Source organism: Desulfosporosinus youngiae DSM 17734, from assembly GCF_000244895.1.
Lineage (GTDB): Bacteria > Bacillota > Desulfitobacteriia > Desulfitobacteriales > Desulfitobacteriaceae > Desulfosporosinus > Desulfosporosinus youngiae.
Map to the genome: position 1 here is coordinate 5,239,564 of NZ_CM001441.1, position 21,682 is coordinate 5,261,245.

At 43.9% G+C, this 21,682-nt stretch carries 18 protein-coding genes; 3 read left to right on the plus strand and 15 right to left on the minus strand.

The features are described 5' to 3' along the window. Positions 1 to 300: 300 nt before the first annotated feature. The gene (locus tag DESYODRAFT_RS24325; protein ID WP_007787121.1) at positions 301 to 1,236 is read right to left on the minus strand and encodes a hypothetical protein; all 936 of its coding nucleotides are present in this window, start codon (positions 1,234 to 1,236) and stop codon (positions 301 to 303) included. 84 nt (positions 1,237 to 1,320) lie between these two features. On the opposite strand from DESYODRAFT_RS24325, the gene DESYODRAFT_RS24330 reads away from it, so the two are divergent. Next, on the plus strand, positions 1,321 to 2,259 hold the full coding sequence (locus tag DESYODRAFT_RS24330; RefSeq protein ID WP_007787122.1) for a metallophosphoesterase: 939 nt from the start codon (positions 1,321 to 1,323) through the stop codon (positions 2,257 to 2,259). Positions 2,260 to 2,329: 70 nt separating this feature from the next. Here the strand turns inward: DESYODRAFT_RS24330 and DESYODRAFT_RS24335 are convergent, their stop codons facing one another. Then, on the minus strand, positions 2,330 to 3,355 hold the full coding sequence (locus tag DESYODRAFT_RS24335; protein WP_242833511.1) for a cell wall hydrolase: 1,026 nt from the start codon (positions 3,353 to 3,355) through the stop codon (positions 2,330 to 2,332). Between the two features lie 273 nt (positions 3,356 to 3,628). Between DESYODRAFT_RS24335 and DESYODRAFT_RS24340 the strand changes: the two genes are divergently transcribed. Then, complete coding sequence (locus DESYODRAFT_RS24340; protein WP_007787125.1) at positions 3,629 to 3,940, plus strand: hypothetical protein; 312 nt, start codon at positions 3,629 to 3,631, stop codon at positions 3,938 to 3,940. A gap of 115 nt (positions 3,941 to 4,055) precedes the next feature. On the opposite strand, the gene DESYODRAFT_RS24345 is transcribed toward DESYODRAFT_RS24340, so the two are convergent. The 9 genes from DESYODRAFT_RS24345 to DESYODRAFT_RS24385 form a co-directional block, all read right to left on the minus strand. Continuing rightward, the gene (locus tag DESYODRAFT_RS24345) at positions 4,056 to 4,640 is read right to left on the minus strand and encodes a TetR/AcrR family transcriptional regulator (protein ID WP_007787127.1); all 585 of its coding nucleotides are present in this window, start codon (positions 4,638 to 4,640) and stop codon (positions 4,056 to 4,058) included. A 40-nt stretch (positions 4,641 to 4,680) separates the two neighbouring features. After that, positions 4,681 to 7,812 (minus strand): efflux RND transporter permease subunit, encoded by a 3,132-nt coding sequence (locus DESYODRAFT_RS24350; RefSeq protein ID WP_007787128.1) that lies wholly within the window; start codon positions 7,810 to 7,812, stop codon positions 4,681 to 4,683. After that, entirely contained in the window at positions 7,809 to 9,017 is a 1,209-nt protein-coding gene (locus DESYODRAFT_RS24355) for an efflux RND transporter periplasmic adaptor subunit (protein ID WP_007787130.1), read from the minus strand. Before DESYODRAFT_RS24355 ends, DESYODRAFT_RS24350 begins: the two co-directional genes overlap by 4 nt. Before the next feature lie 208 nt (positions 9,018 to 9,225). Further along, positions 9,226 to 9,588: a hypothetical protein gene (locus tag DESYODRAFT_RS24360; protein WP_007787132.1), complete on the minus strand. Its 363-nt coding sequence runs from the start codon at positions 9,586 to 9,588 to the stop codon at positions 9,226 to 9,228. A 51-nt stretch (positions 9,589 to 9,639) separates the two neighbouring features. Continuing rightward, on the minus strand, positions 9,640 to 11,256 hold the full coding sequence (locus DESYODRAFT_RS24365) for a S41 family peptidase (RefSeq protein WP_007787134.1): 1,617 nt from the start codon (positions 11,254 to 11,256) through the stop codon (positions 9,640 to 9,642). Between the two features lie 197 nt (positions 11,257 to 11,453). Continuing rightward, positions 11,454 to 11,822 carry a hypothetical protein gene (locus DESYODRAFT_RS24370; RefSeq protein ID WP_007787135.1) on the minus strand — a complete coding sequence of 123 codons (369 nt, stop codon included), beginning with the start codon at positions 11,820 to 11,822 and terminating at the stop codon, positions 11,454 to 11,456. Positions 11,823 to 11,955: 133 nt separating this feature from the next. After that, positions 11,956 to 13,443: a degradosome RNA helicase CshA gene (gene cshA / locus DESYODRAFT_RS24375; RefSeq protein WP_007787136.1), complete on the minus strand. Its 1,488-nt coding sequence runs from the start codon at positions 13,441 to 13,443 to the stop codon at positions 11,956 to 11,958. 431 nt (positions 13,444 to 13,874) lie between these two features. Next, on the minus strand, positions 13,875 to 15,035 hold the full coding sequence (locus tag DESYODRAFT_RS24380; protein WP_007787138.1) for a TolC family protein: 1,161 nt from the start codon (positions 15,033 to 15,035) through the stop codon (positions 13,875 to 13,877). 278 nt (positions 15,036 to 15,313) lie between these two features. Further along, positions 15,314 to 15,715 (minus strand): hypothetical protein, encoded by a 402-nt coding sequence (locus tag DESYODRAFT_RS24385; protein ID WP_007787139.1) that lies wholly within the window; start codon positions 15,713 to 15,715, stop codon positions 15,314 to 15,316. Positions 15,716 to 16,286: 571 nt separating this feature from the next. Between DESYODRAFT_RS24385 and DESYODRAFT_RS24390 the strand changes: the two genes are divergently transcribed. Next, positions 16,287 to 19,550 carry a cell wall-binding repeat-containing protein gene (locus DESYODRAFT_RS24390; protein ID WP_007787142.1) on the plus strand — a complete coding sequence of 1,088 codons (3,264 nt, stop codon included), beginning with the start codon at positions 16,287 to 16,289 and terminating at the stop codon, positions 19,548 to 19,550. Between the two features lie 420 nt (positions 19,551 to 19,970). On the opposite strand, the gene DESYODRAFT_RS29410 is transcribed toward DESYODRAFT_RS24390, so the two are convergent. From DESYODRAFT_RS29410 to tnpA, 4 genes are all read right to left on the minus strand, one after another. Then, positions 19,971 to 20,108 carry a hypothetical protein gene (locus tag DESYODRAFT_RS29410; protein WP_242833513.1) on the minus strand — a complete coding sequence of 46 codons (138 nt, stop codon included), beginning with the start codon at positions 20,106 to 20,108 and terminating at the stop codon, positions 19,971 to 19,973. 5 nt (positions 20,109 to 20,113) lie between these two features. Further along, positions 20,114 to 20,608 (minus strand): IS66 family transposase, encoded by a 495-nt coding sequence (locus DESYODRAFT_RS24395; RefSeq protein ID WP_042339107.1) that lies wholly within the window; start codon positions 20,606 to 20,608, stop codon positions 20,114 to 20,116. An 11-nt stretch (positions 20,609 to 20,619) separates the two neighbouring features. Then, positions 20,620 to 20,790 carry an IS66 family transposase gene (locus DESYODRAFT_RS30035; protein WP_083842217.1) on the minus strand — a complete coding sequence of 57 codons (171 nt, stop codon included), beginning with the start codon at positions 20,788 to 20,790 and terminating at the stop codon, positions 20,620 to 20,622. A 461-nt stretch (positions 20,791 to 21,251) separates the two neighbouring features. Then, the gene (tnpA, locus tag DESYODRAFT_RS24405) at positions 21,252 to 21,590 is read right to left on the minus strand and encodes an IS66 family insertion sequence element accessory protein TnpA (protein WP_007787145.1); all 339 of its coding nucleotides are present in this window, start codon (positions 21,588 to 21,590) and stop codon (positions 21,252 to 21,254) included. Positions 21,591 to 21,682 lie beyond the last annotated feature (92 nt).

Genomic DNA, 21,682 nt, shown 5'->3' on the forward strand with positions numbered 1-21,682 from the left:
TATATTTATTTTGTTTTTGTTATAATCGTTAAATAAGGATGTGTCATAGTATAGCAGCTTTTGAATTTATCCTCGCATAAAACTTTAAATTTAAGGTATACAATACGAAGACTTAATGTATATGAAGAGGACTTCCTCCCAGGAGAGGAGTCAATTCTCAGGCAGCATTCATAAACGTCTTTAAATTAAATTTGTATTAAACACTAAGGCTGTAACAAGCTCAAAACACTTTGTTACAGCCTTTAATCATTATTAAGAGACTTCATAAAAAAAGAAGGATTTATAAAAACTGAAGGTCTATCATTGATTTAACGTTCCATCCGGAGGCATCGTTGGAGGAAGCGGAGGAGCGGAAGCCGGCATTTCCGGATTAACTCCCATCTGGTTTAAGGACTGCATTAATTCCGGACTGATCTGTTCTGCTTCCGGATGAATGGGTACTACTGCTTCCGGACTAATGGGCGGTTTTCTCCTGCTGCTAATAAAGCCTGTTATCTTCCCCCAAATCGTCGTCGCGGTTGTCTTCATAGGGCGTAAGAAGGTCATAACACCCATTGAATCTTTTACCTTTAGAATCAGAGGACCCTTCGGCACGTGTCCAAGCTGCGCAGGACTTTCCGCAGAAACCACGACCCGGCTGTAATGATGCAGCGGAACCGGACTTTGAAAATGCGCCCGATAAACTCCATTACCTACTTGACGCAAACTCCCCACTAAAAAACCCGTTTTCCCTTTGTCGTCTACCAAATAAGCGGCATAAACAGCCGGCTGCCCATACCCGAGAAAGGTTTGGGGCGGCGGAAGATTGGCAATCAGCAGAAAACTATTGTCCGGTGAAATGGTCGCCACACCGTTGCCGCTGACCCCTTCCTGAGCAGGCTGCAGAATCAATTGCCGGGCTTGCCCTTGATGGTAAGGCATTCCTTGAGTATATGGCGTACCTTGATTATACCCTTGTTCTTGCATGTATCCCATACCTTGATTGGCCGGAGATGGTCCTTGCCACTGCCTTCCTGCCGGCGGAGGCTGCTTAGGTCCAATAAAGCCGCCCCTCAAATTTTGGATTTGTCCATCCTTTTGGAAGACCCCACTGGCTTTAAGCCCTGAACCAAGTGTATTGCGAATCGCACCCGGAGAGTATCCCGAGCCAAAATGACCATTGGGTAATTGACCAGGGAACCCCTGCGGTCCGGTGGGCTCATAAGGATGATTAGGCTTATCCCCAACGAACCTCATTTTGCTCCCTCCTTTGTTTACTTCAATGTAGCTTTATATCATGATATGATAGTGCACAAGGAAGGGTTCTGAAAGGAGGCCAAAATGCCCAAGAAATCGACACCCCCTCTTTCCAAAACAATATCCCGCCGCAGCCTTTTCCGTGGAATCGGCGGTTTCATAGCCAATCATTGGCTGCTTTCTTCAATCCCCCTTGCCGGAGCAGGCGTCCTCGGCTGGGCAAATTACGACACTCTCACTATAAAACGCCAGGAATGGGATTTATATTACCCTAACCTCCCAATCAGCTTAGAGGGAAAAACCATCTGTCAACTCAGCGATTTGCATTTGGAATCCTTACGAATTTCCCCTGAGCATATCCGCCATAGCGTAATGGCCCAAAAACCGGACCTCCTCGTGCTCACCGGCGATATTATCTCAACCCGCACGGATATCGATAAGCTGGATCCTTATTTAGGCGGACTAGCTGCCCCTCACGGGAAATTTGTCGTCCTGGGAAACAACGACTATAGCCACCTTTCTAAGACTCTCCTGAAACGCTATCTCCGACAATTTGAAAGCCTGGGATGGACTCCCCTGCTTAACGATGCCATATTGCTGCCGGACCTCAATCTTTGGGTCATCGGAATTGACGATCCCGCCACAGCTCATGACGATGTGGATCTGGCCTATCAAAAGGTACTTTCTTCTCAGTCCTTTTCAACCAATCCTCCCTTTCGCCTAGTTTTGGCCCACTCCACAGATTGCCTTGACGATGTAGCTGAAAACAAAGCTGACCTGTTTCTCACAGGACACACCCATGGCGGGCAAATCCGCCTGCCCGGCTGTAAACCTCTGATCACCAATACCTACTTAGGAGACCTGGGGTTTTATGAAGGGTATCACGTCATCAACAATGTCCCCCTTTACATCAATACCGGCATCGGCGAAAGCGTGATTCCGCTGCGCCTCAACGTTCCCCCGGAAATAGCCTTTTTCACATTGCATCAAGGGAATGAGGTGCCGGGACACCAGACCCGGTAGCTGAATATGAACGTCAAAAGGCCCCCCAACTTATTAGTTGCGGGACCTTTTGATGTGTCATACAAGTCTCCTAAATACTAAACGTATGGTTTCCAATTCGCTTAATGACTGTGCGACTCTTAATCCATTTGTCTGTGGCTGTTCTTGGATTGTAATAAAATATGGCCCCGTTTGTCGGATCCAGACCGGAAAGCGCTGCTTCCGCGGCCTTATAGGCCTGATCATTTGGAGTTAAATGAATCTGGCGATCATCGACCGCTGTAAAAGCCCCGGATTCGTAAATGACTCCTTTGATCGTTTTCGGAAAACGGGGATCATTAACCCGATTAAGTACGACCGCTCCGACTGCAACTTGTCCTAAGAAATCCTCTCCCCGGGCTTCTCCGTAGATGACACGGCTTAGCAGTTCAACCTCCTCTTGGGAGACTAAACGCCCTAAACCCCGGGAATGGATTTGGCTTCCGGAAGAGGCGGCAGCCTCTGGTTTCTCGGTCACGTGCTTCAGATGTTCTGCTTTAGTTTCAGCGAGGGTATTCTCCGGATGTTCCTCAGGCAGCTCTGTGTCTTCATTGACCATTATTTCATAGGTTTGGATAATTGACCTGGGCTGTGATAAAGGATTATCGTTTGAATCGGTTGTGTTATAGCCTTGTTTATAGACCGTGGCAAAGGCCGGAATGTTCCGCAGAATACTTGTCCACCACGATATATACGCTGTTTTCCCAGCAGCCTGTTCAACAGATTTTACGCTCTCTGCTTCACTGGCTTGCCTCGAAGTTATCAGGGCTCCCTTTGAATACTCCTTCACATCTAAGGTCTTGAAATCTTCAGATTTCTCCTTGGTTTCCCGGTTTGGCACCCATAAAGCCTGCCCTTCCCGAATTTGATCGGGCACTTTTATTTGATTAAGCTTTACAAGTTCATCAACCGTGGTTTGATACTTTTGGGCCAGTACCCAAAGATTTTCTCCGCGCTGTACCACTACTTTCGCAGTAGCTATTGAATTACTACTGAGCTGATTATTTACATTGTTAATTGTTTCGTTCCCTAGTCCCAGAACAGGATAAATATTGGCTTGCCACAGAAATAAGCTCACTATTCCACATAGGAATATTGCCAAGGACTTCCGACATCGCCGGTGTGGTAATAAAATAAAAATCACCTCTTGATCATAGACTATTTCTAGTCTTTCCCAATTGAGGTGAGTTTTATAACTGCATGTTCATAAAAGCCTTAGTGAAGCAAAACCCTTAGGTCTGATTTGTCATATCCTGCTAAATGATACATATAAATATATGGACTGAGCAAAGATAACCCAGTCACATCTTTTGCTTTGTCGAGCTTGGTAAGTGAGGTGAGGCTAACGAATATGAAGGCTTTATTAAAAAACCTGTTATTGTCGTTTTCTCCTCCCGAAGAACCACCGTTAAGCGAGGAAGAACGCCTACTTGCGGAAATCGAAGCAACTCGGCAAAAGATGGAATATGCGTGGCAGCGCCTTGACTATGCTGATCCGGACTATGTGGAAATTACAGTACTTGAACTTCTGCTCGTTGAAACCCAATACGGGCTTCTTCATAAACGTTATCGGATGATGCTGGGCTTAAAGAATGGGACTCCCTACTTCAGGTCAGCAGCCAAAACATTATCCTCTATAGAGAGGAATTGCTCAAATCAGTGAGCCGGCTCAGTCAAGCGGCCCGTTTCAATAAATGCTCCGCCGATTTTATTCGGCGGAGCTTCTGTTTTTTTTGAGTTGTTTAGTTTTTGCGCTTTTGGGTTTTAGTTTCTATCGGCTATTTAAGCCCTCTCAACAGCACATCCACAATTGCTTGATAATCTTTTTCTTCCAGTGGTCTCGGATCCATATAAAACCTTTGCTTGCAGAACTGCTCCAGAGCTCCGATAATACAAAACATGGCTATTTCTTCATTGAGATCCGGTCTAAGCTCCCCGTTTGCTTTCGCCTCTTTGATCATCTCACTGTAGTGTTCGAGTATAACAGCATGGACCGCCATATGATGAGCACGGATTTCTTTAGAGAGCATTTTAATCTGCATGGCGATGTGCATGAACTCCATATGATTATTCAGAAATTCCACGTTAAAACGAGAGCAATTGAGAATCCTTTCCTCAATCGTTTTCCCCTGGTCAATAGCCTCCTTAAGTCCCTGACTGTACCGGTCGACACTAAACTTAAGTATTTCTTCAAACAGGCGGTCCTTACTTTCAAAGTACTCGTAGACAGTCCCTTTACCGATCCCCGCCTCTTTAGCGATATACTCCATCTTAGCGCCGTCAAAGCCGTGTTCGGAAAAAACCCGGATAGCAGCTTTAAGAATGTCGGTCTGTCTCTCTTCTCGCGACGCCGTGATTACCATCTCCTTTTAAACTAAGAGAGCTGATGTTCGAGGTTCTCATTTATACCGAATGGGTGATCTGAGCCGACTTCATCTTAGTTTCTTTCTTCCGTTTTCTGGAGTCCCGAATATCTTCAAAAATCGTATAAATAACCGGTACAAGCAAGAGGGTTGACAGGGTAGAGAGGGCAAGTCCAAAAATAACCACGATTGCCATGGGGGCCATACTTTCTGAGCCTTCTCCAATTCCTAAGGCCATTGGCAATAGACCCAGGATGGTTGCCAGAGTCGTCATCATAATCGGCCGCAAACGAATCGGTCCGGCGTTTTCAATCGCCTCTTCCCGTTCTTCTCCCCGTTCCCGGCGTTTAATAATATAATCGACCAAGACAATGGCATTACTGACAGCAATACCGACTAAGAGAATCAAGCCGATAAACGAAGGCACACTTAAGGTTGTACGGGTAATGAACAGCCCCAGCATCCCGCCGGAGAAACCCATAGGTAAGGATAAAATAATTGTAAACGGGTGTAGCAGGGATTCAAATTGGGAGGCCAGAATCATGTAAACGAGCAGAATCGCCAGCACTAAGGCCAGCCCCAAATCCGCAAAGGATTCCATCAGTTCTTTATTCTCACCCAACACTTCATAGGTATACCCATTAGGAAGCTGATACTCTTTTAACTTAGTTTCAATATCCAGCGTGATACTGCGTAAATCACGGTTAATAATTTGACTTGTAACATGAACGACACGAGTCTGCCCAGTGCGCTCAATCTTTACCGGACCTCGTCCCATCTCGATTTCAGCCACCTGGCTTAGAGGAACGGTGATCCCGGACATGGTAGGAATCGGCGTCTGTCCTAAATTTTCAAGACTCGTTTTAAATGTCTCATCCCCACTCAGTACGACATCGATTTCCGACCCTTCATAACGGTAAGTCGTTGCGGTGGTTCCGGAAATGGTCCCCTTGACAGCCTGAGAAATCTGAGCCGCCGATAAACCATATTGGGAAGCATTCTGACGATTGACCTTAACGACGACCTCGGGGACTCCTTCTGTCAGGCTTGTTTTGACTTCACGGGTTCCGTCAACCGAAGCGACAATCTTCTGAACCGCCATCCCAACCTTCTCAAGTTCATCAAGCTCTTCGCCTTTGATGGCAATGTCAATCGGAGTTGTAGAACCTCCCATCTGCATATTATCCGTAACTGTCACCTTAATCTCGGCACCGGGAATATCCTTAGTCAGAGAACGGATTTCATCCCCTACCTCTTCAACCCCCCGCTGCCGGGCCTTTAAATCCACAAGTTGAACACTGAGGGAGCTGGTATTCGCGGTATCCCCTCCCAGTGAGAATCCTCCGTTGGTCCCGATTTGGGTAAAGACGGTTTCGATCTCGGGGATCCCCTCCAGTTTCTTCTCAATTTGATTTACCACTGCTTCGGTGTCCTGCAGTTTTGCCCCATCCGGCAGAGTCGTGTTAATCGTTAATTGGCCGACATCTGAAGCGGGCATGAATTCTGCGCCTAAGCTGAACGCCGATGCACTGGAGAGTACAAAAATGACCGTTGCGATCACCATGACAGTCTTGCGATGGTGCAGGGCATAGTGTAAAAATTTCTTATAGACTGCTTCGATCCGCCCAAAGAACCTGTCAAATCCGCGGCTAAAACGGTCCACAAGCCCTTTTAAGCCGGTCCGACCCTCTGGAACAGCCTCCGCTTTCATCAGTTTAGCAGAAAGGGTGGGAACCAAAGTCAGAGAAACGAGCAGGGAAGCCAAGAGAGATACGGCGAAGGTTATCGCCAATTCTCTGAAAATAGTAGCCACGATTCCTTGTACAAAGACGATCGGGAGAAAAACGGCCACTGTCGTCAAGGTGGAAGCGAAAACGGCCATCCCGACCTCGGACACCCCTTTAATTGCGGCCTCCATTTTGGAGTATCCTTCCTGGCGATGCCGATGAATGTTTTCCAGGGCCACAATATTATCATCCACCAAACGTCCCATCGCCAGCGTCAGTCCGCCGAGGGTCATCATATTAATCGTGATCCCCGCAAAATAAAGGACTGCAAAGGTTGCCATCATGGCAATTGGAATTGCCGTCGCGGTGATAAAGGTGGTGCGAATATTATGGAAGAAGAGAAAGACCACAACAATGGCTAAGATTCCACCCATAATAGCTTCATTTTTGACCGTTTCAATGGATTGTCTAATATCCAGCGACTGGTCCATGACAGTCTTGATTTCTAGATCAGGGAATTCCTGGGCAAATTCGTCGCTGGCTGCTTTGACCCCATCGGCCACTTTGACCGTATTCGTCCCCGATTGCTTTTGAACGGCGATACTTACGCTTTTTTCGCCGTCCGCTTTAGTAATTGCATTGACATCCTTATACCCAATGCCTACATCCGCGATATCTTTTAACCGGATCTGCCCTCCGCCAGGCAGAGGAATCATGAGTTCTTTAATTTCTTCTATGGAATCAAACTCACCCGTTGTCCGGATGGTAAGTTCTTGAGTTCCTTTTTGAACCTGTCCTCCCGGGGAGTTGAGATTTTCTGCACCAATCAGTTGGGCTAAGGAATTGATCGTCAGGCCATAACCATTCATTTTCTCCAGATGGGTTTTGATTTCGACCTGGTCTTGATACCCTCCGATAACGGAAACAGACGCTGCACCAGATACACGCTCGAGCTGGGGTTTTAGCTCATCCTCCGCAATAGCCTGCAGCTTAGCAAGGTCCGCGTCATGTCCGCTTAGGGTCAGTATAACAACAGGCATTGCTCCTAAGTCAAGCTTCATAACCATCGGATCTCCGGCTTCAGAAGGCAGGCGGCTCTTAATCTGATCAACCTTCTCCCGCATTTGCAGGGTTGCAAAGTCCATGTCCGTTCCGCTTTTGAACTGCGCTATAACAATAGAACTCCCTTCGGAGGTTGTTGACGTCACCGTATCAATGTTTCCTACCGTAGAAACGGCTCCTTCCAAGGGATTAGTGATAAGTTTCTCGATCTCCTGAGGCCCCACTCCCGAATACTGAGTCACCACGATCGAAACAGGAATCTCGATGTTGGGCATAAGATCAATCGGTAGGCGGGTTAGAGAAATACCACCCAAGAGTATGATAATAAGCATGGTCATGATGGCTGTGACTGGGCGCTTAACCGAAACTTCCGCTAGTTTCAAGATTCTTCCCCTCCCACAACCTTCACCTTATGACCTTCATCGACCAACGTTTGACCTTTAATAATCACCTGATCTCCCGGGCTCAGCCCTTGAAGGATCTCGATATCCACTCCGGTATCAAGACCTGTAACAACCTCTTTCGAGACAGCTTTTTCTTCTTGAACAACATACACAATAGTCTTCTCATTTTTCAGGACAACAGCCTCACTTTTGACCGACATAACATCTGCCTTCTCATCTGTCACCAGTTCTACTTTGGCAAACATACCTGGTTTGATCAAACCGTCGGGATTATCCAAGGTAATTTTAACGGGATAAAGGCGGGTTTGCGGATCCGAGGCAGGGCTGATATGCTCAATTTTACCGGCAAAACTTTGCTCAGACACTGATGGGACCGTGACTTTGACTTCTTGACCTTGTGCCAAGCGATTCACTAAATTTTCCGCCACACTGAGCGAGCTGTAGACCGTATTCGTATTGGTGAGACTCACCGCCGCTTGAGCACTCGAGGCCATGTTGCCGACTTGAACATTGACCTGAGAGACGATTCCGTTCACCGGGGCAGTTACAATTGCATTATCTAAAGCCTCCCGCGCTTGGTTAAGCTGAACTTCAGCCAGCTTTAGACTGGCGTCTGAGGCCTGCACACTCAATGCTTCGATCTGACCGGCATACAATGATTCCACGTCCTTGAGTGCCAACTCGACTTGGTCGAGCTGAGACTTGGAGGCTGCACCGGCATCATAAAGGGCCTTGGTATTCGCTAAGTTCTTTTGAGCATCGGCAATCTTTTCGGCAGCAATAAGCTTCGTCCGCTCTAGGGAGCTTTTGGCATTATCCCACTGCTCTTTACTTGTTTGATACCTGGCCTCAGCCAATTGATAGGTATTATTCATATCTGTGGTTTCAAGGGAAAAGAGTACCTGTCCGGCATGAACGGTATCTCCCACTTTTACGTTAACAGACTCCACCTTGCCCGGGACTTTCGGGACGACGGCGACATCTGTCTCGGAAGAAACCTTTCCACTTAAGATAGCCGTATTAACAAGGGTCTTCTTAGCAATCACTTCTACTTCCACTGGTATGTATTTCTCTTCCACAGCTTCGGTGGGCTTACTTGCACCACACCCGGCCAATAATCCAAGCGCCATCAGCGCTATGAGCGGGATCAGGATCTTTCTTATTCTCCCGGTATTCTTTTCCACGCTATCTCCTCCACTTTACCCATATGTTTAGTCACATCCCCAAAACCGACTGTTCGGTCACCTTTTAGTTATACCTTGAATACCTGTGAAAATCAAGACATTCGCTTAGGTTTATCCAAGAAAATTATTAGACTCCCATGACGGTAAATGAGCAGCTCAACAGAAACCTGATGAGCTGCTCATTTGGGGGCTTAGTGTTTTAGTGGTCTTAATGATCCTGGGATCCTTTTTCTTTTTCTTGTCCTCGTCTGCGAAGATTATGCCACAGGTCTATCAGTTGTTTCACACTCTCTATAAAAACAGCAATAAATCGCAGCGGGTTCTTCCTCATCTCTTCCAGACTAATGGCTACCTCGTTCACGGTTCCGCCAACTTGTTCGGTGGTCTGTTTCACAACTCTGGTTACTGCTTGTACATCCGTCAGCAGATATGGCAGGTGAGCATTGACATCCTGAAGGGTTTGCTTTGCTTCATCCGTGAGTTTCCGCAGCGAGCGAACCCAAAGCATCACCTCGATGCCGATCACCCCTAAAATGATGGTAGCTATAAGAGCACACACTTCATAAGTCATTGTTAACCTCCCGCTCTTTTTACGCATGAACAAAATAAACCAACCGCAATACTAAAATTTTATCGCTTGACCATAGTCCGGATCACCTGGTCTGATCCTATTCCCCTCACTGAGCCGGTCGTTCATTCTCAAGGATTGAATCTTCCAAATACCTTCAGCTTCTTCATCCGTTTCAATTGTCCGGGCAATCGTAATTCCTCCCTCTTGAAGAGTCTGGCCTGCTACCCCTAGGATGGTGTGATGGATAACTAGCCAGTAAGTCGTATCCGAGGCCAATTCTATGTCAGGAATCACTTGCACGGCGGTTGTACTAAGGGGTTTGAACGTGGCTGACGTCCTCTCTCCGGTTCTGCTATGGATCAATTCGATGCTTGAGTTGTTCACACTCTCCCAGTTGATCTCTGCAGAAAAATTCACTATAAATTTCTTATTCAGTGGAACATCCGATAATTCGGCGACTTGCCGATAGCTTGCATAATAGTGAAGATAATTTGCACCGGAGAGTTCTTGCCAGGCTTCCCAGTAAGCGTCCGTTCTGGCTAAGGCCAGCGCCTCAGCAGAATCGGATAACATCAGTTCCGCGGCCTTAAGGGAATCTGCGGTTTGAATGACGACATTCGGGCTTACTCCTACTTTATCGATCTCATGCCCTTGGGGGGAATAAAAGTGATCCACCGTCATTTTAAGGACTCCGCCATTCTCCAGAGGAAACATGCTCTGAACAGTCCCTTTCCCATAAGTAGTGGTTCCCACCAAAGTTGCCTTGTCATGATCTTTGAGTGCGGCGGCTAAAATCTCCGAGGCACTGGCGCTGTTTTCGTTGATCAGGACAATGATCCGCTGATCCATCTTCCAGCCGGGATCTTTTACCTGATAAGGATGGAGTGTACCCGTGCGGTCTTTGATGCGTACTGCAATATCCGATCCGATGAAATAGCTGGTAAGATCTAGTGCCGAACTGAGATATCCTCCTCCGTTATCCCTCAAATCCACAATCCAGCTATCCACGTTCTGCTCGTTTAATTGATTGACCAAAGTCTCGAATTTCTCCGGAGTCTCATCCCCAAAGGAATTCAGATCCAGATAACCAATATGCCCGCTTAGTACTTCACCTGTCACAGTGGGTTCGGCAATTGCTCTACGCGTCACCTGTATGTTTCGAGTCTCAGTCCCTCGCTTCACTCTGAGCAGAACCCTGCTTCCTTCAAGACCTCGCAGTAAATTCACAGCCTCGTCTGACGAAAGCCCGGCTAAGGATTCCCCGTCAGCGCTAATAATTATATCCCCCAGCTTTAAGCCGACCTCCTCCGCCGGTGAGCCGGAGATGGCAGACAATACCAAGACTCCCTCAGGCAACATCTCCATATGAATTCCGATTCCTGTAAAATTCATGTCGATACTTCCGACGAACTCCCGGTACTCCTCCGGTGTGAAATACCTCGTGTGGGGATCTCCCAACCTTTCCAGCATCTTCTCGACAGTAGGGGCGTTCAAGACCTCGCGTGAAACCGGCTCTACATACTGAGTCCGCAGCAGGTAACGAATTTCAGTTAAGACATCCTCTGATGCTTTGACAGTCGCCGCGGTACTCAGCATCAAGAGTAAGACGAATGTCATGCTTAGGAGTACGTAATTGATTGCCCGTTTAGTTAGTAACCTTACTATCATATTGATGGTTATCTCCCTTCAAGCCTAAACTTAACCTGAGTTAGAGATTTCGACAGCCGGGAGGGTTTATCCTTCGGCCTTGCTAAAAAGTTCTTTCCAAGTCATAAAAAGCTGTTTTTAAGCAATAAAAATGCTCTCCAGTTTCTAAACTGATAGAGAGCATTACTTATACACTGAATTGTGTACTGTATAGTTCATTATATCGCCTTCCGTTTTGTAATTACATCGCCAATGGAGTTTAAAGTGCCTTCAACATTATTTACCGTATACTTTAGATTATCAATCTCAGCTCTATGAACTTGATTGTTGTGTTCTATTGCCTTTACGACTAAATATATCTCATCTTGTCTCAACTCTAAGTTATCCATCCTTAATTCCATCTTAGACTCTAAGTTATCTATTCTTAATTCCATCTTAGACTCGAAGTTATCTATTCTTAATTCCATCTTAGACTCTAAATTATCTATTCTTAATCCCATGCTAGACTCTAGGTTATCCACTTTTGTATCTAGCTCATTCAGCTTGTCGAGAATAAACCCAAGCACTTCTTTAATCTCTTTATCCACAGTTTCACCACCTCTCTTGCAAAATTATACCATCTCCAAACTCACTCAACAAGACAAATCATATTTGAATTAAAAACTTGGCTGATATGCCAAAAAGGAAAAGGTCACCACAACCTTTTCCTTAACGTTTATATTATCCGTTTCTCATACTATCTCTGCCTCTGCCTCCGGAGCCTCCACGAAAATCGTTGCTTTTTCTTCTCGACCAGGTATCCGTCTTTGGCCCATAGCCATCTCGATGGTATCCTTGATGAGGTCGAGCATTGTTTCCCATGTTTCTGCGATTTCCCATACTTCTCACCCGCACGGGTGCGGCTTCTGTCAATCGAACTTCAACATTATCCGGCTCTTTAGTGATGATTTTTAAAGCAGCAGATAGCAGTGTTACGGAATCGTTTTCAGCCAGCAGCTCTTCAGCTACTCCTTTATACTTCTCAATATCCTCTTCGGCTATAACCCGCAGGATCTCTGTCATCGTTAAACGCTGCTGACCTTGGACTGCTTCTACGACGGTCGGAATCGGTTTACGGACGATCCTGCGTTTAATCACGGATTCAATCAGGCGCAGCATACCTATTTCCCGAGGTGTGACCAAGGTAATCGCTAAGCCAGATTTTCCAGCTCGACCTGTACGGCCTACGCGGTGGACATAACTTTCCGGGTCTTGAGGAATATCAAAGTTAAAGACGTGGGTCACTCCGCTGATATCCAGCCCCCTGGCAGCGACATCCGTAGCAACCAGGACTTCGATCGTGCCATCTTTAAACTGTCTCAAAACACTATCTCTCTTGCTTTGAGTTAGGTCGCCGTGAATCCCCTCGGCGGAATAACCACGCTTACTCAGAGCCTCAGCAATCTCATCTACGCGCCGCTTAGTTCGGGCGAAAACAATCGACAAATCCGGAGATTGAATGTCTAAAATACGGGATAGGACGTCAAATTTCAGGCGCTCCGTAACTTCAATATAGTGTTGTTCAATATCTGAGACTGTAACACCCGTTGCTTTGATACTGATGAGCTGAGGTTCCTTCATAAAGCGCTGAGCAATAGCTTGAATCTGTCTAGGCATCGTCGCCGAGAAGAGCAAGGTCTGACGCTCTTCCGGGACTTCCTTCAGAATAGTCTCTATGTCATCTAAAAAGCCCATGTTCAGCATCTCATCCGCTTCGTCCAGAACCACGATTTTAATATCATTGAGGCGAATGGTCTTTCTTCTCATGTGATCCATCAAACGTCCCGGTGTGGCCACAATAATATGGGGTCGCTTCTTCAGAGCCCGGATCTGCCAATCGATGCCTTGCCCGCCATAAATGGGCAGAGCATGGATTCGTTTGAACTGTCCGATTTTGTTTAATTCCTCAGCAACTTGGACCGCCAATTCACGAGTAGGCGCTAAAACAATTCCTTGAATATGCTCAGCCTGCCCCACAAGTCTCTCTACCAAAGGAATTCCATAGGCTGCTGTTTTTCCTGTTCCGGTTTGGGCTTGTCCGATGAGATCTCTGCCCTCCATAGCTATAGGAATCGTTTGTTCCTGAACAGGGGTGGTTTCTTCAAACCCCATGTTGATAATCGATCGCATAACTGATTCACTTAAATTTAAGTCTGTAAATGTCGCCAATACTTTCATTCTCCTTTTTGTTTGTTATATTCTTTAAGTTTTCCAATTGCGTCCCTATCTATAACCGCGAACTATAACTGCTAAGAAAAAATCTTTATCTATGATAACCGCGAAAACAGAACATCTGTGAAAGCGCGTGAGTTTCGCCAACAAGACAATAGACGCTTATGGCACCAATTATATATTGTACCATACTTATCCATTAATAGAAAGGCCCTATGTACTGTAAAGAGATTATTCTTTGGGCTTTATCCTTTTATCTAATTTTAGACATAACCAAAGGACCCCCGCGTCCGGAGGTCCCAATTGCGCAAGTCAATGGTTCAAATGGGTCTTACTGACTTACAAAATAAAATTAGCACTAAAGATTAGGAAAGTCAAGCTAAATCCCCGGATATCGTTTGAAGATTGTGGATATGTGGATATTTTTCTTATTGAATTCCAGAGATTCCTTTTAAAAACCATTCGTAATTGCATTTTGCATTAAATAAATCAATTTGCTTTTGTTTTACCGCATTTTCTTGGACCTGATAATTCGTAGTTGCATTATCCACTTCTAACTTTGAAATCATCCCTAGGCCCATTTTTAATTGAGCTTCAGATAACTTTACTTTTTGATCTTCAAGACTCTGTTGTGCTAAACGAAGATCACTTTGTACATTAGCTATATTGTCAACCATAGTATAATAACCCGTTTTTAAAGCTTCTTTTTGTAGATTAAGCTTTAAATTTGCATTCGTTAAATCATAATTCGCTTTTTTATATTGTTTGGAGGACATTCCATTATCCTTCTTAGCACGATCAAGGGCAGACTGCGCGATCACAATTTGCTGTTCCAGCAATTTGAGAGAATAACTATTCTCTAAAGCCTTCTCTAGATCGGCATCTTTGTCTTTTATGACAAAGTCTTCATCCGATGGGATACCTTCGATAACGATGATGTTTTCCTGATCATTTAGCATGGTTTTCAATTCACGCTCTATAGAGTCCTGTTGGAACTTCGTGCTTTGGAGTTTCGTCTGCATGTCAACTAACTTTGTCTCTAAATCATTAATGCTATTATGGGATACCAAGCCCAAGCTCTCCTGCAATTGCATAGTAAATAGTTGTTTTTGAAGGTTATCAATTGCCATGGAAATATCGGCTGAGCCCAGCTTGGATTGGTTATAACCAATGAACTTACCTTCTGCTAAACGTATCTGGGAAACATTTTTAATTGAGGCGTTAAGATCAGCCATAGCCTCTAAAGTAGGCCGGTCGACTTGAGTTCTTTCCAGTTGCTTAAGTGTATCGAGCAATATGCGTTTTTCCGCACCTAAACCAATAGCGGACCCTCCTCGGTCCCTTTCCTCATCGATATCCTCAAGCCCATCCTCGATCTCTCTAATATCTCTCTTAAGCGTAGAAAAGTCTAAATATGCTTTTAGTCTTTCATTCTCATTCATCTGAACCTCTAAGTTCTGTTCAGTAATGATAGTTTCAATGTCTTCGAAGTTTATCATTCTTGAACCTGTCGTGTCAGCAAAAGCCATAAGCGGTTGCCCTAAAATTAACATGGCGGATAATAATGATACCCCAACTAGCTTTTTCATATGTAAACATCCTTTCATGATACCTATGTGCTTATTTTAGTTTACAAGTTTTGTGATGTCAATTTATAAGGGTTAGTTATTTTTTATTTCTATTCGTAATCTCCCATAAGGCTATGGTATTTCTCCTGAGCTATTTATCAGTTGAATTCCATAAATTACTGTTACTAGGAATCCGTCATTTATGGGATTTTTGTCATTTTAGTAGTCTTCCTGACTAAATATCAGTTTTTCGTAGAAAGAGCTCTTCACCCAAAGGCAAAGGCTCTTTCATTAGTTAACTATTTTAATGTGGCCTGCTTCAGTAGTTTTCCCTCTTTGGCAACAATGATATCTATCGTTCGATCGGGATACTTTTCTTTAATAACCTTACTGTACTTCTCTACAACTTGGTCTGGAGATAACTCTTGCTCATTATTTATTTCTATATCAACATTTACGGCACGTTGTTCCCCTTCTACCACCTGAACCATAACACGCTCAATACCCTTTTCTGCTTCTAGCTGTTTCGTTAGGTCAGCATCACTCTCTAATTTATTAGTCGTCTGAGGTTTGTCTTCTTTTAATTCTGTTCCCAGATTGGGACCATTCTTCTCCTGAGTTGATTTCGACTCTGAACATCCTGTAACTAGAAAAATCGTCATTATTACAGCTATGACCGTCAACCATTTACGCTTAGACATTGTTTATTTCCTCCTCTCTGATTTACATGGTAGATTCTAACAGATGTAGTCACGAATGTAAAGTTATGTCTCAAACCTAGCTAATGTTGCTTATATAGTTCCATTCTTTTTTCTTAAGAAATACTTACAAAGTTATGGATAAGTATGGATAACAGAGCATCTTGTTCCTTCGTAAAGATTTTTTCTACCTATAATATTATAATACCATTATTACTTCTAAGTTAAATTCAAGAATGTCAACCTAATGTAATTAATGGTAATATAACCAAAATGTTTGAAATGTAATTTATTGTTTAATATGTTAATCTCTATTTGTGGCGAGAAAATATTAACGCCAAAATCAAACTTTTATTCTTTTACTCCCTATGTTGCTCTAAAAAGTACCCACTGGGCTGATATATTTTCAGAGAAGGACGCTTCTGTTAAAATCCAGTGGAATATTTTTAGATAATGCGCAATGTCTAAACATTTAATTACTCAATAGGGAGGTGGGGGACGAAAGACGTCTCGCAGTAAAACTTATAGTTATCAAATTAAAAAATTCCCAAAATTGAGAGGAGAAATTCACTAAATGAAGAGAACGAAAAAAGCCTTGGCTTCATTAGCAATCGCAGGTATGACATTAAGCATGATTCCTTTTAATGTTTTCGCTGCTTCACCAGTTCCAACTCGTATTGCCGGTGTAACTGCTGAACAAACTGCTGTAAAAATCGCTGACCAAACTGGTTATACGGGTAAAGCAATTCTCGCATCCTCAACCTCTTACGGTATGGTTGATGCATTGACTGCTGGTCCTCTGGCTGCTTCCTTAAAAGCTCCTATATTATTGACCGGAGCTGGAGACATGCTGGATGCTGCTACCAAAGCTGAACTCACTAAACTCGCAGTTAAAACCGTCTATGTAACGAGCGGAACTGCTGTTATTAAACAAGGCGTTATCGATGAGTTAAAGGCCATGGATATCGAAGTTATTGAACTTGGCGGATTTGACCGTGCTGAAACGTCCGTCAACATCGCTAAGAAAATGACTGGAGTAAGCAAAGTTGCTATCGCTAACACCGTTCCAGACGCACTTTCTATCGCTTCAGTAGCATCAGCTGCTAATCAGCCGATCCTCTTAACTGACAAAGATGCGCTTCCTGCTAGCGTTGCTGACTACCTAGCAAGCGCTGGGGTTACAGCCAGTGATGTTATTGGTGGGACAGGCGTTATCAGTGATGCAGTAGTAGCTGGACTCCCAGGCGCAACTCGTCACTTTGGTATGACTGCTTATGATACCAATAACCAAGTTATCCAAGACTTCGCAGCTGGACTTGAGTTTGACAATGTTTATGTTGCTAATGGCGTAACTGGTATCGATGCTCTTGCAGGTGCTCCACTTGCAGCTCAAACCAAATCCGCTATTGTCCTCACAGATGGAAAAACTGTTCCTGCTGCAGCTGCTTTCACATACAGCAAATCCTCTACTAGTAGTGTAGTTACCGCTCTCGGCGGTGAAGCTGTTGTTCCTGAGAGTGTACGCGCTGGCGTTGCTGCTGGTGCAGTTACACCTGATTCGAATGAGCTGAAGATTGTATCTGTAAATGCACTTAACGATGCTAACAGCGTTCTCGAAATTTCATTCAGTAAGGCTATCACTAAGCTCGAAACATCAGATGTTGCAATTCAAAACTCTAACACATTAGCGCGCTATGGCGTCAAAAGTGTATTATTGTCTTCAAATGGTATGACAGCAACCGTTGAATTATATTCCCATGATGATGCTAACCAAGCAAATCCTGTACTTTCTTACGTTACTAATTATACCGTGACAGTAAATGCTGATGGAACGAGTCTTAAGACTACATTCAACCGCCCTGCATATGTCAAGGAAAGAATTCTAGATGTTGACCCGAGTGGTCGTAAAATTCAAGTTGGAGCAGTAACAATCAATATTCCTAAAACTGTGAATTTTGATTATGCTGACGCGCTAGGCCGTAAAGCACGTGTATGGTATAACTCTTCCCGTGACATGGTAAATATCGCATATGATGATGAAACAGTAGTTTCAGGTGGACTTGAAATTACTAAAAATCGAGCAGGTAGTAATTATGGAGAAATCAAAATTGACGGCACCAAATACGATGTGGCTGAAACTGGCTTTAACTTCTATGTAAACGATTCAAGCACAACTTTCGGTAACGATGGCGATGAGTATGACTATGCTAGAGTGTTCTTTAACAGTACCGGAGATGTTGAGCTAGTCCAAGCCTACATGTGGGATGATTATCTTATCGTTTCCGAAGTAGAGGAAACTGTAGCTGTCTCTTATGACGACACTGAAATTAACCTTAAAGACTACCTCCTTGTTAAGGATGGCAAGCAAATCGCTGCTAGCGATCTAGATGAAGGCGACATCATTTACTTTGATGCTGATTCTAATGACGGAGATGGATTTGCGGTAGTTTACAACAATTCTGTTTCCGGTGAGATCGAAGATGTATTTAGCGCTGAAATCAGAATTGATGGAACAACCTATAACTTTGCAGGTCTTAAGTATGGCAAGCCAACCCAATATCTAGATGGAGACGACTTTGAAGATGTTGACAGCGATGTAGCTGAAGAGTTCCAAGCTGGCGGAAGAGTTACATTGTTCTTAGACCATAAAGGCGATGCTATCTATCTTACTGGTGAGCAGGCTGCTGTGGCATCAAATAAAGCAGGTTTCCATTTAACTGACGATGCAGTAATCTACTTTGCAAATAACGTAGATACTAGAGGAACAGTGGAGTTAGAAGGTGTTGATGGAGTAGGCGAAGAGCAATCCTACACCATCCGTATCGATTCCCTAGACAATGTTACTGGAACCGATGGCAAGAAATATCAAGTAGATAAGTACTTCCCATCAAGCCCTGTCAGTACCGTTAAGATTAATAAGTTTGGACTAAATGCGGATCATGAAGTTGTTGCGTTGGATGCTAATAATCACGTAATTAAAGCTGATGGAACTGTTGATGCTAGTGGGACAACTTCTACCATTTGGAATAATGGTTATGGGATTATCGATCTTGATGATGCAGTAGACAACATTGTTATTGAGCTTAAGAAAAATGATAATGGCAAAGTTGTTGGTTTAGAATTCATTACTGAGAACACATCATCAGCTCTTGGCGGTGATCCTTCAGTCAAATTGAGTGATAAGTTCATTTTAGGTTCTAAGCTGTTATCTAGTACTGTAGTATTTGATGGGCATAATACTGGAGCATATGATCCAGATGCAGATGACATTACAGTAACTACTTGGGGAGATCTAAAAGATAAAGGCTTCAAGGTAGAGGAAGCTTCTTATTATGTGAATAGTAATAACGAAGTAAAATATCTGATTATCAAAGGAACAGATGCTGAAGATACTACTCCGGTCAATGCAGTCGTAACAAAAGTGTTACGTAACACTAAACTTGAAATCATTGAGTTGAATGTTTTAGTTGATGGTGTTAAGAAGACTTATACCGTGGATAAAGTTACGGACTCCGGTATCGTTAAAGGTTCCATTGTAGAGCTTCTAGTTAACGATGATAGCGGCATAGTTGCGGATATCAATGATAACGCACATCCGCGACTTGTTTCAGGTGTTGTCACAGATGTAGTAATTTCTACTCGTACAGTCCAAATCGATGGCACTGATTACACATTGGTATCTGACGGATCAGTAATCAATGCTAAAGATGTTAATGACATCTTAGTCAAAGCATTAAGAGATATTAAAGTCAATGATCGAGTAGAAGTCTCACTTGATGAGCAGGTACCAGGCGGTAGTCTCTTCATTGACCTTGTAAAAATTATCCCAACTCCATGAATATAAATTATTTTGTGTAAATGGAAATTCTACTTGAAAAAAACTTGGTTAAACTATAGGTGGCCCTTATCAATTGTGGAGGATAAGGCTATGCTGGAGCGCAACCTGAGCATCTAAATTGGGTTCTGCCACAAAGAGAATTGGGGACCAGCAATGGTTCCCTTTCTTATTTTCTTTGCAGAATAAAGCGTAAAGCTCTGGGGCGAACCTCCAAAAAACTATATGACTAGTAAGCGGTGGAACAAATAGCGTGGCATAAAAAATTCGCCCAAATCTTCAGTCAATGAAAATCTGAGCGAATTTATCGTCATTAGAAAAATCCTTCACTTGCAACATCCTTGATGTATTTATACTGCTTGCGGATCAACCTCTTGAATTGGTCATCCGATAAATCATCGTACTTATTGGTTCCTTCTTCTACTAGATTCTCGGACCATCTTCCGATAGCGCTTTTTCTATCTCATAGGGAAAGTCCAGCCAATAACTTATGCAATCGATTTCTGCATCTAAAAACGATTTCGTCATATCCATTATGTAGTTAATATTCGTCATCGCCATCCTACTTATTTTCCTTCCTCAGCTTCCTTATTGGTTTCTTCGCATAACAGAATTCCGGCAACGAATCCGCCCAAGGCATGAAGCCTTCTAAATGACTCTGGCTTATTATAAAAATCAAGATTGAGCAGATTTCTAAATATATAGACTAGATATTCATAAGGGTCCAAGCCATTGGCTTTAGCAGTTTCTATGATGCTAACAAGTGCACTTGCTTCGGCACCCTGTGGGGTGTCGGAGAAGAGGAAGTTCTTTCGTGCTAAAGCTACAGCTCTTATTGAATTCTCACTCATATTATTTGAGATAGAATACGCCCATCCGACAGAAAGTTTTGTAAAGCTCTCCCTATGGTTCAGTGTATATCTGATGGCTTTCTTTAACGGTTCTTGATGGGTATTCACATTTTCGGCCCACGCGAAAAAGGCATTCAGAACAGGAATACTCTGTTCTAGACGCTTCCGTTTACGCTCCTTATGCGGAAGCTCTTTCCATTCCTTATTCAAGCTTAAAGATCTTAATCATAAGTAAGCAGCTTTTCGCGCATTCTTTCACACATTGGCTTCAGCCAGGCGGAAGCACACTGAATCACCCAGTTTGACATCATTGATCGGGTTAAGGCTATGCCCATACGCAGCCCCCTTCTCCTGACGTAAAGTGGAACCGTTAAGGCATATTTTTGGTACATAATCCATGTCCACGCTTGTTGCGGAAGCAAGGGACCGTGGCATGACGGGCACCGGAACGGGTGCTTTCTTAAAGACGGTATCGGGATAGTCTTCAATCACAAGAAGAAAAAGCACCAACGCAAATAGTAAAAGCACACTCTGGTTTTCATCAAAAAGATAGAGTTGCTCGTCACTATTGGGTGTTCTTTCGCTAGACGCGCCAAAACGCTGTTTGGCTGCCTGCAGAAGCGCCTGAGTCGAAGCTTCCACGTTATGTTCCAAAATTTCTATGCGTTTTTGTTTTAGTTCATTCTCTTCGCGAAGCTTCTTTTCTGATTCTTTGAGTTTAGAAAGCTCCTGCTCAAGGTAGATCATTATCCGTCTTTACCCCTTTAAATCTTATCTTTTTTATACCGAAAATGCCTGAATGTTGCGATATTCAGTAATTTCAGGCATAAATAATGCTAGTTTCATGGTTGGATCATAGCTTTCGCAGAACCTTTACCAGTTCTTCTAAGGTTACAGGATTAAAACCATCGGGTATGCCGATGCAATAGTCTCCAAACGATAAGGAAAATTCCGCCTTGAGCGGCGTCGTTTCTTTCACACCGTTTTCACGTTTAGGGAGCAGAACCACTACCGCAAAGGGATTATCTCCTGTCTCTTTCTGTTCTTGAAGTTTAAACTTTCTGGCCCAATAATGATAAGCGGTTTTCTTCAGCCCGTTTTGAACACACCAAGCTTGGATACTAAGTCCACTTTGTCCGCATTCTTCAATGCGGTCTCTCCAAAGTTGTTCTTGGGCTAAATCTCTAGCCATAATAAAACCTCCTGGCTTCCAATATTCCTGTTAACAGGATACCAAAAGACAGAAGGTTTTTTCGAGCGTAAGCGTCAAATAAGTCGGTGGAT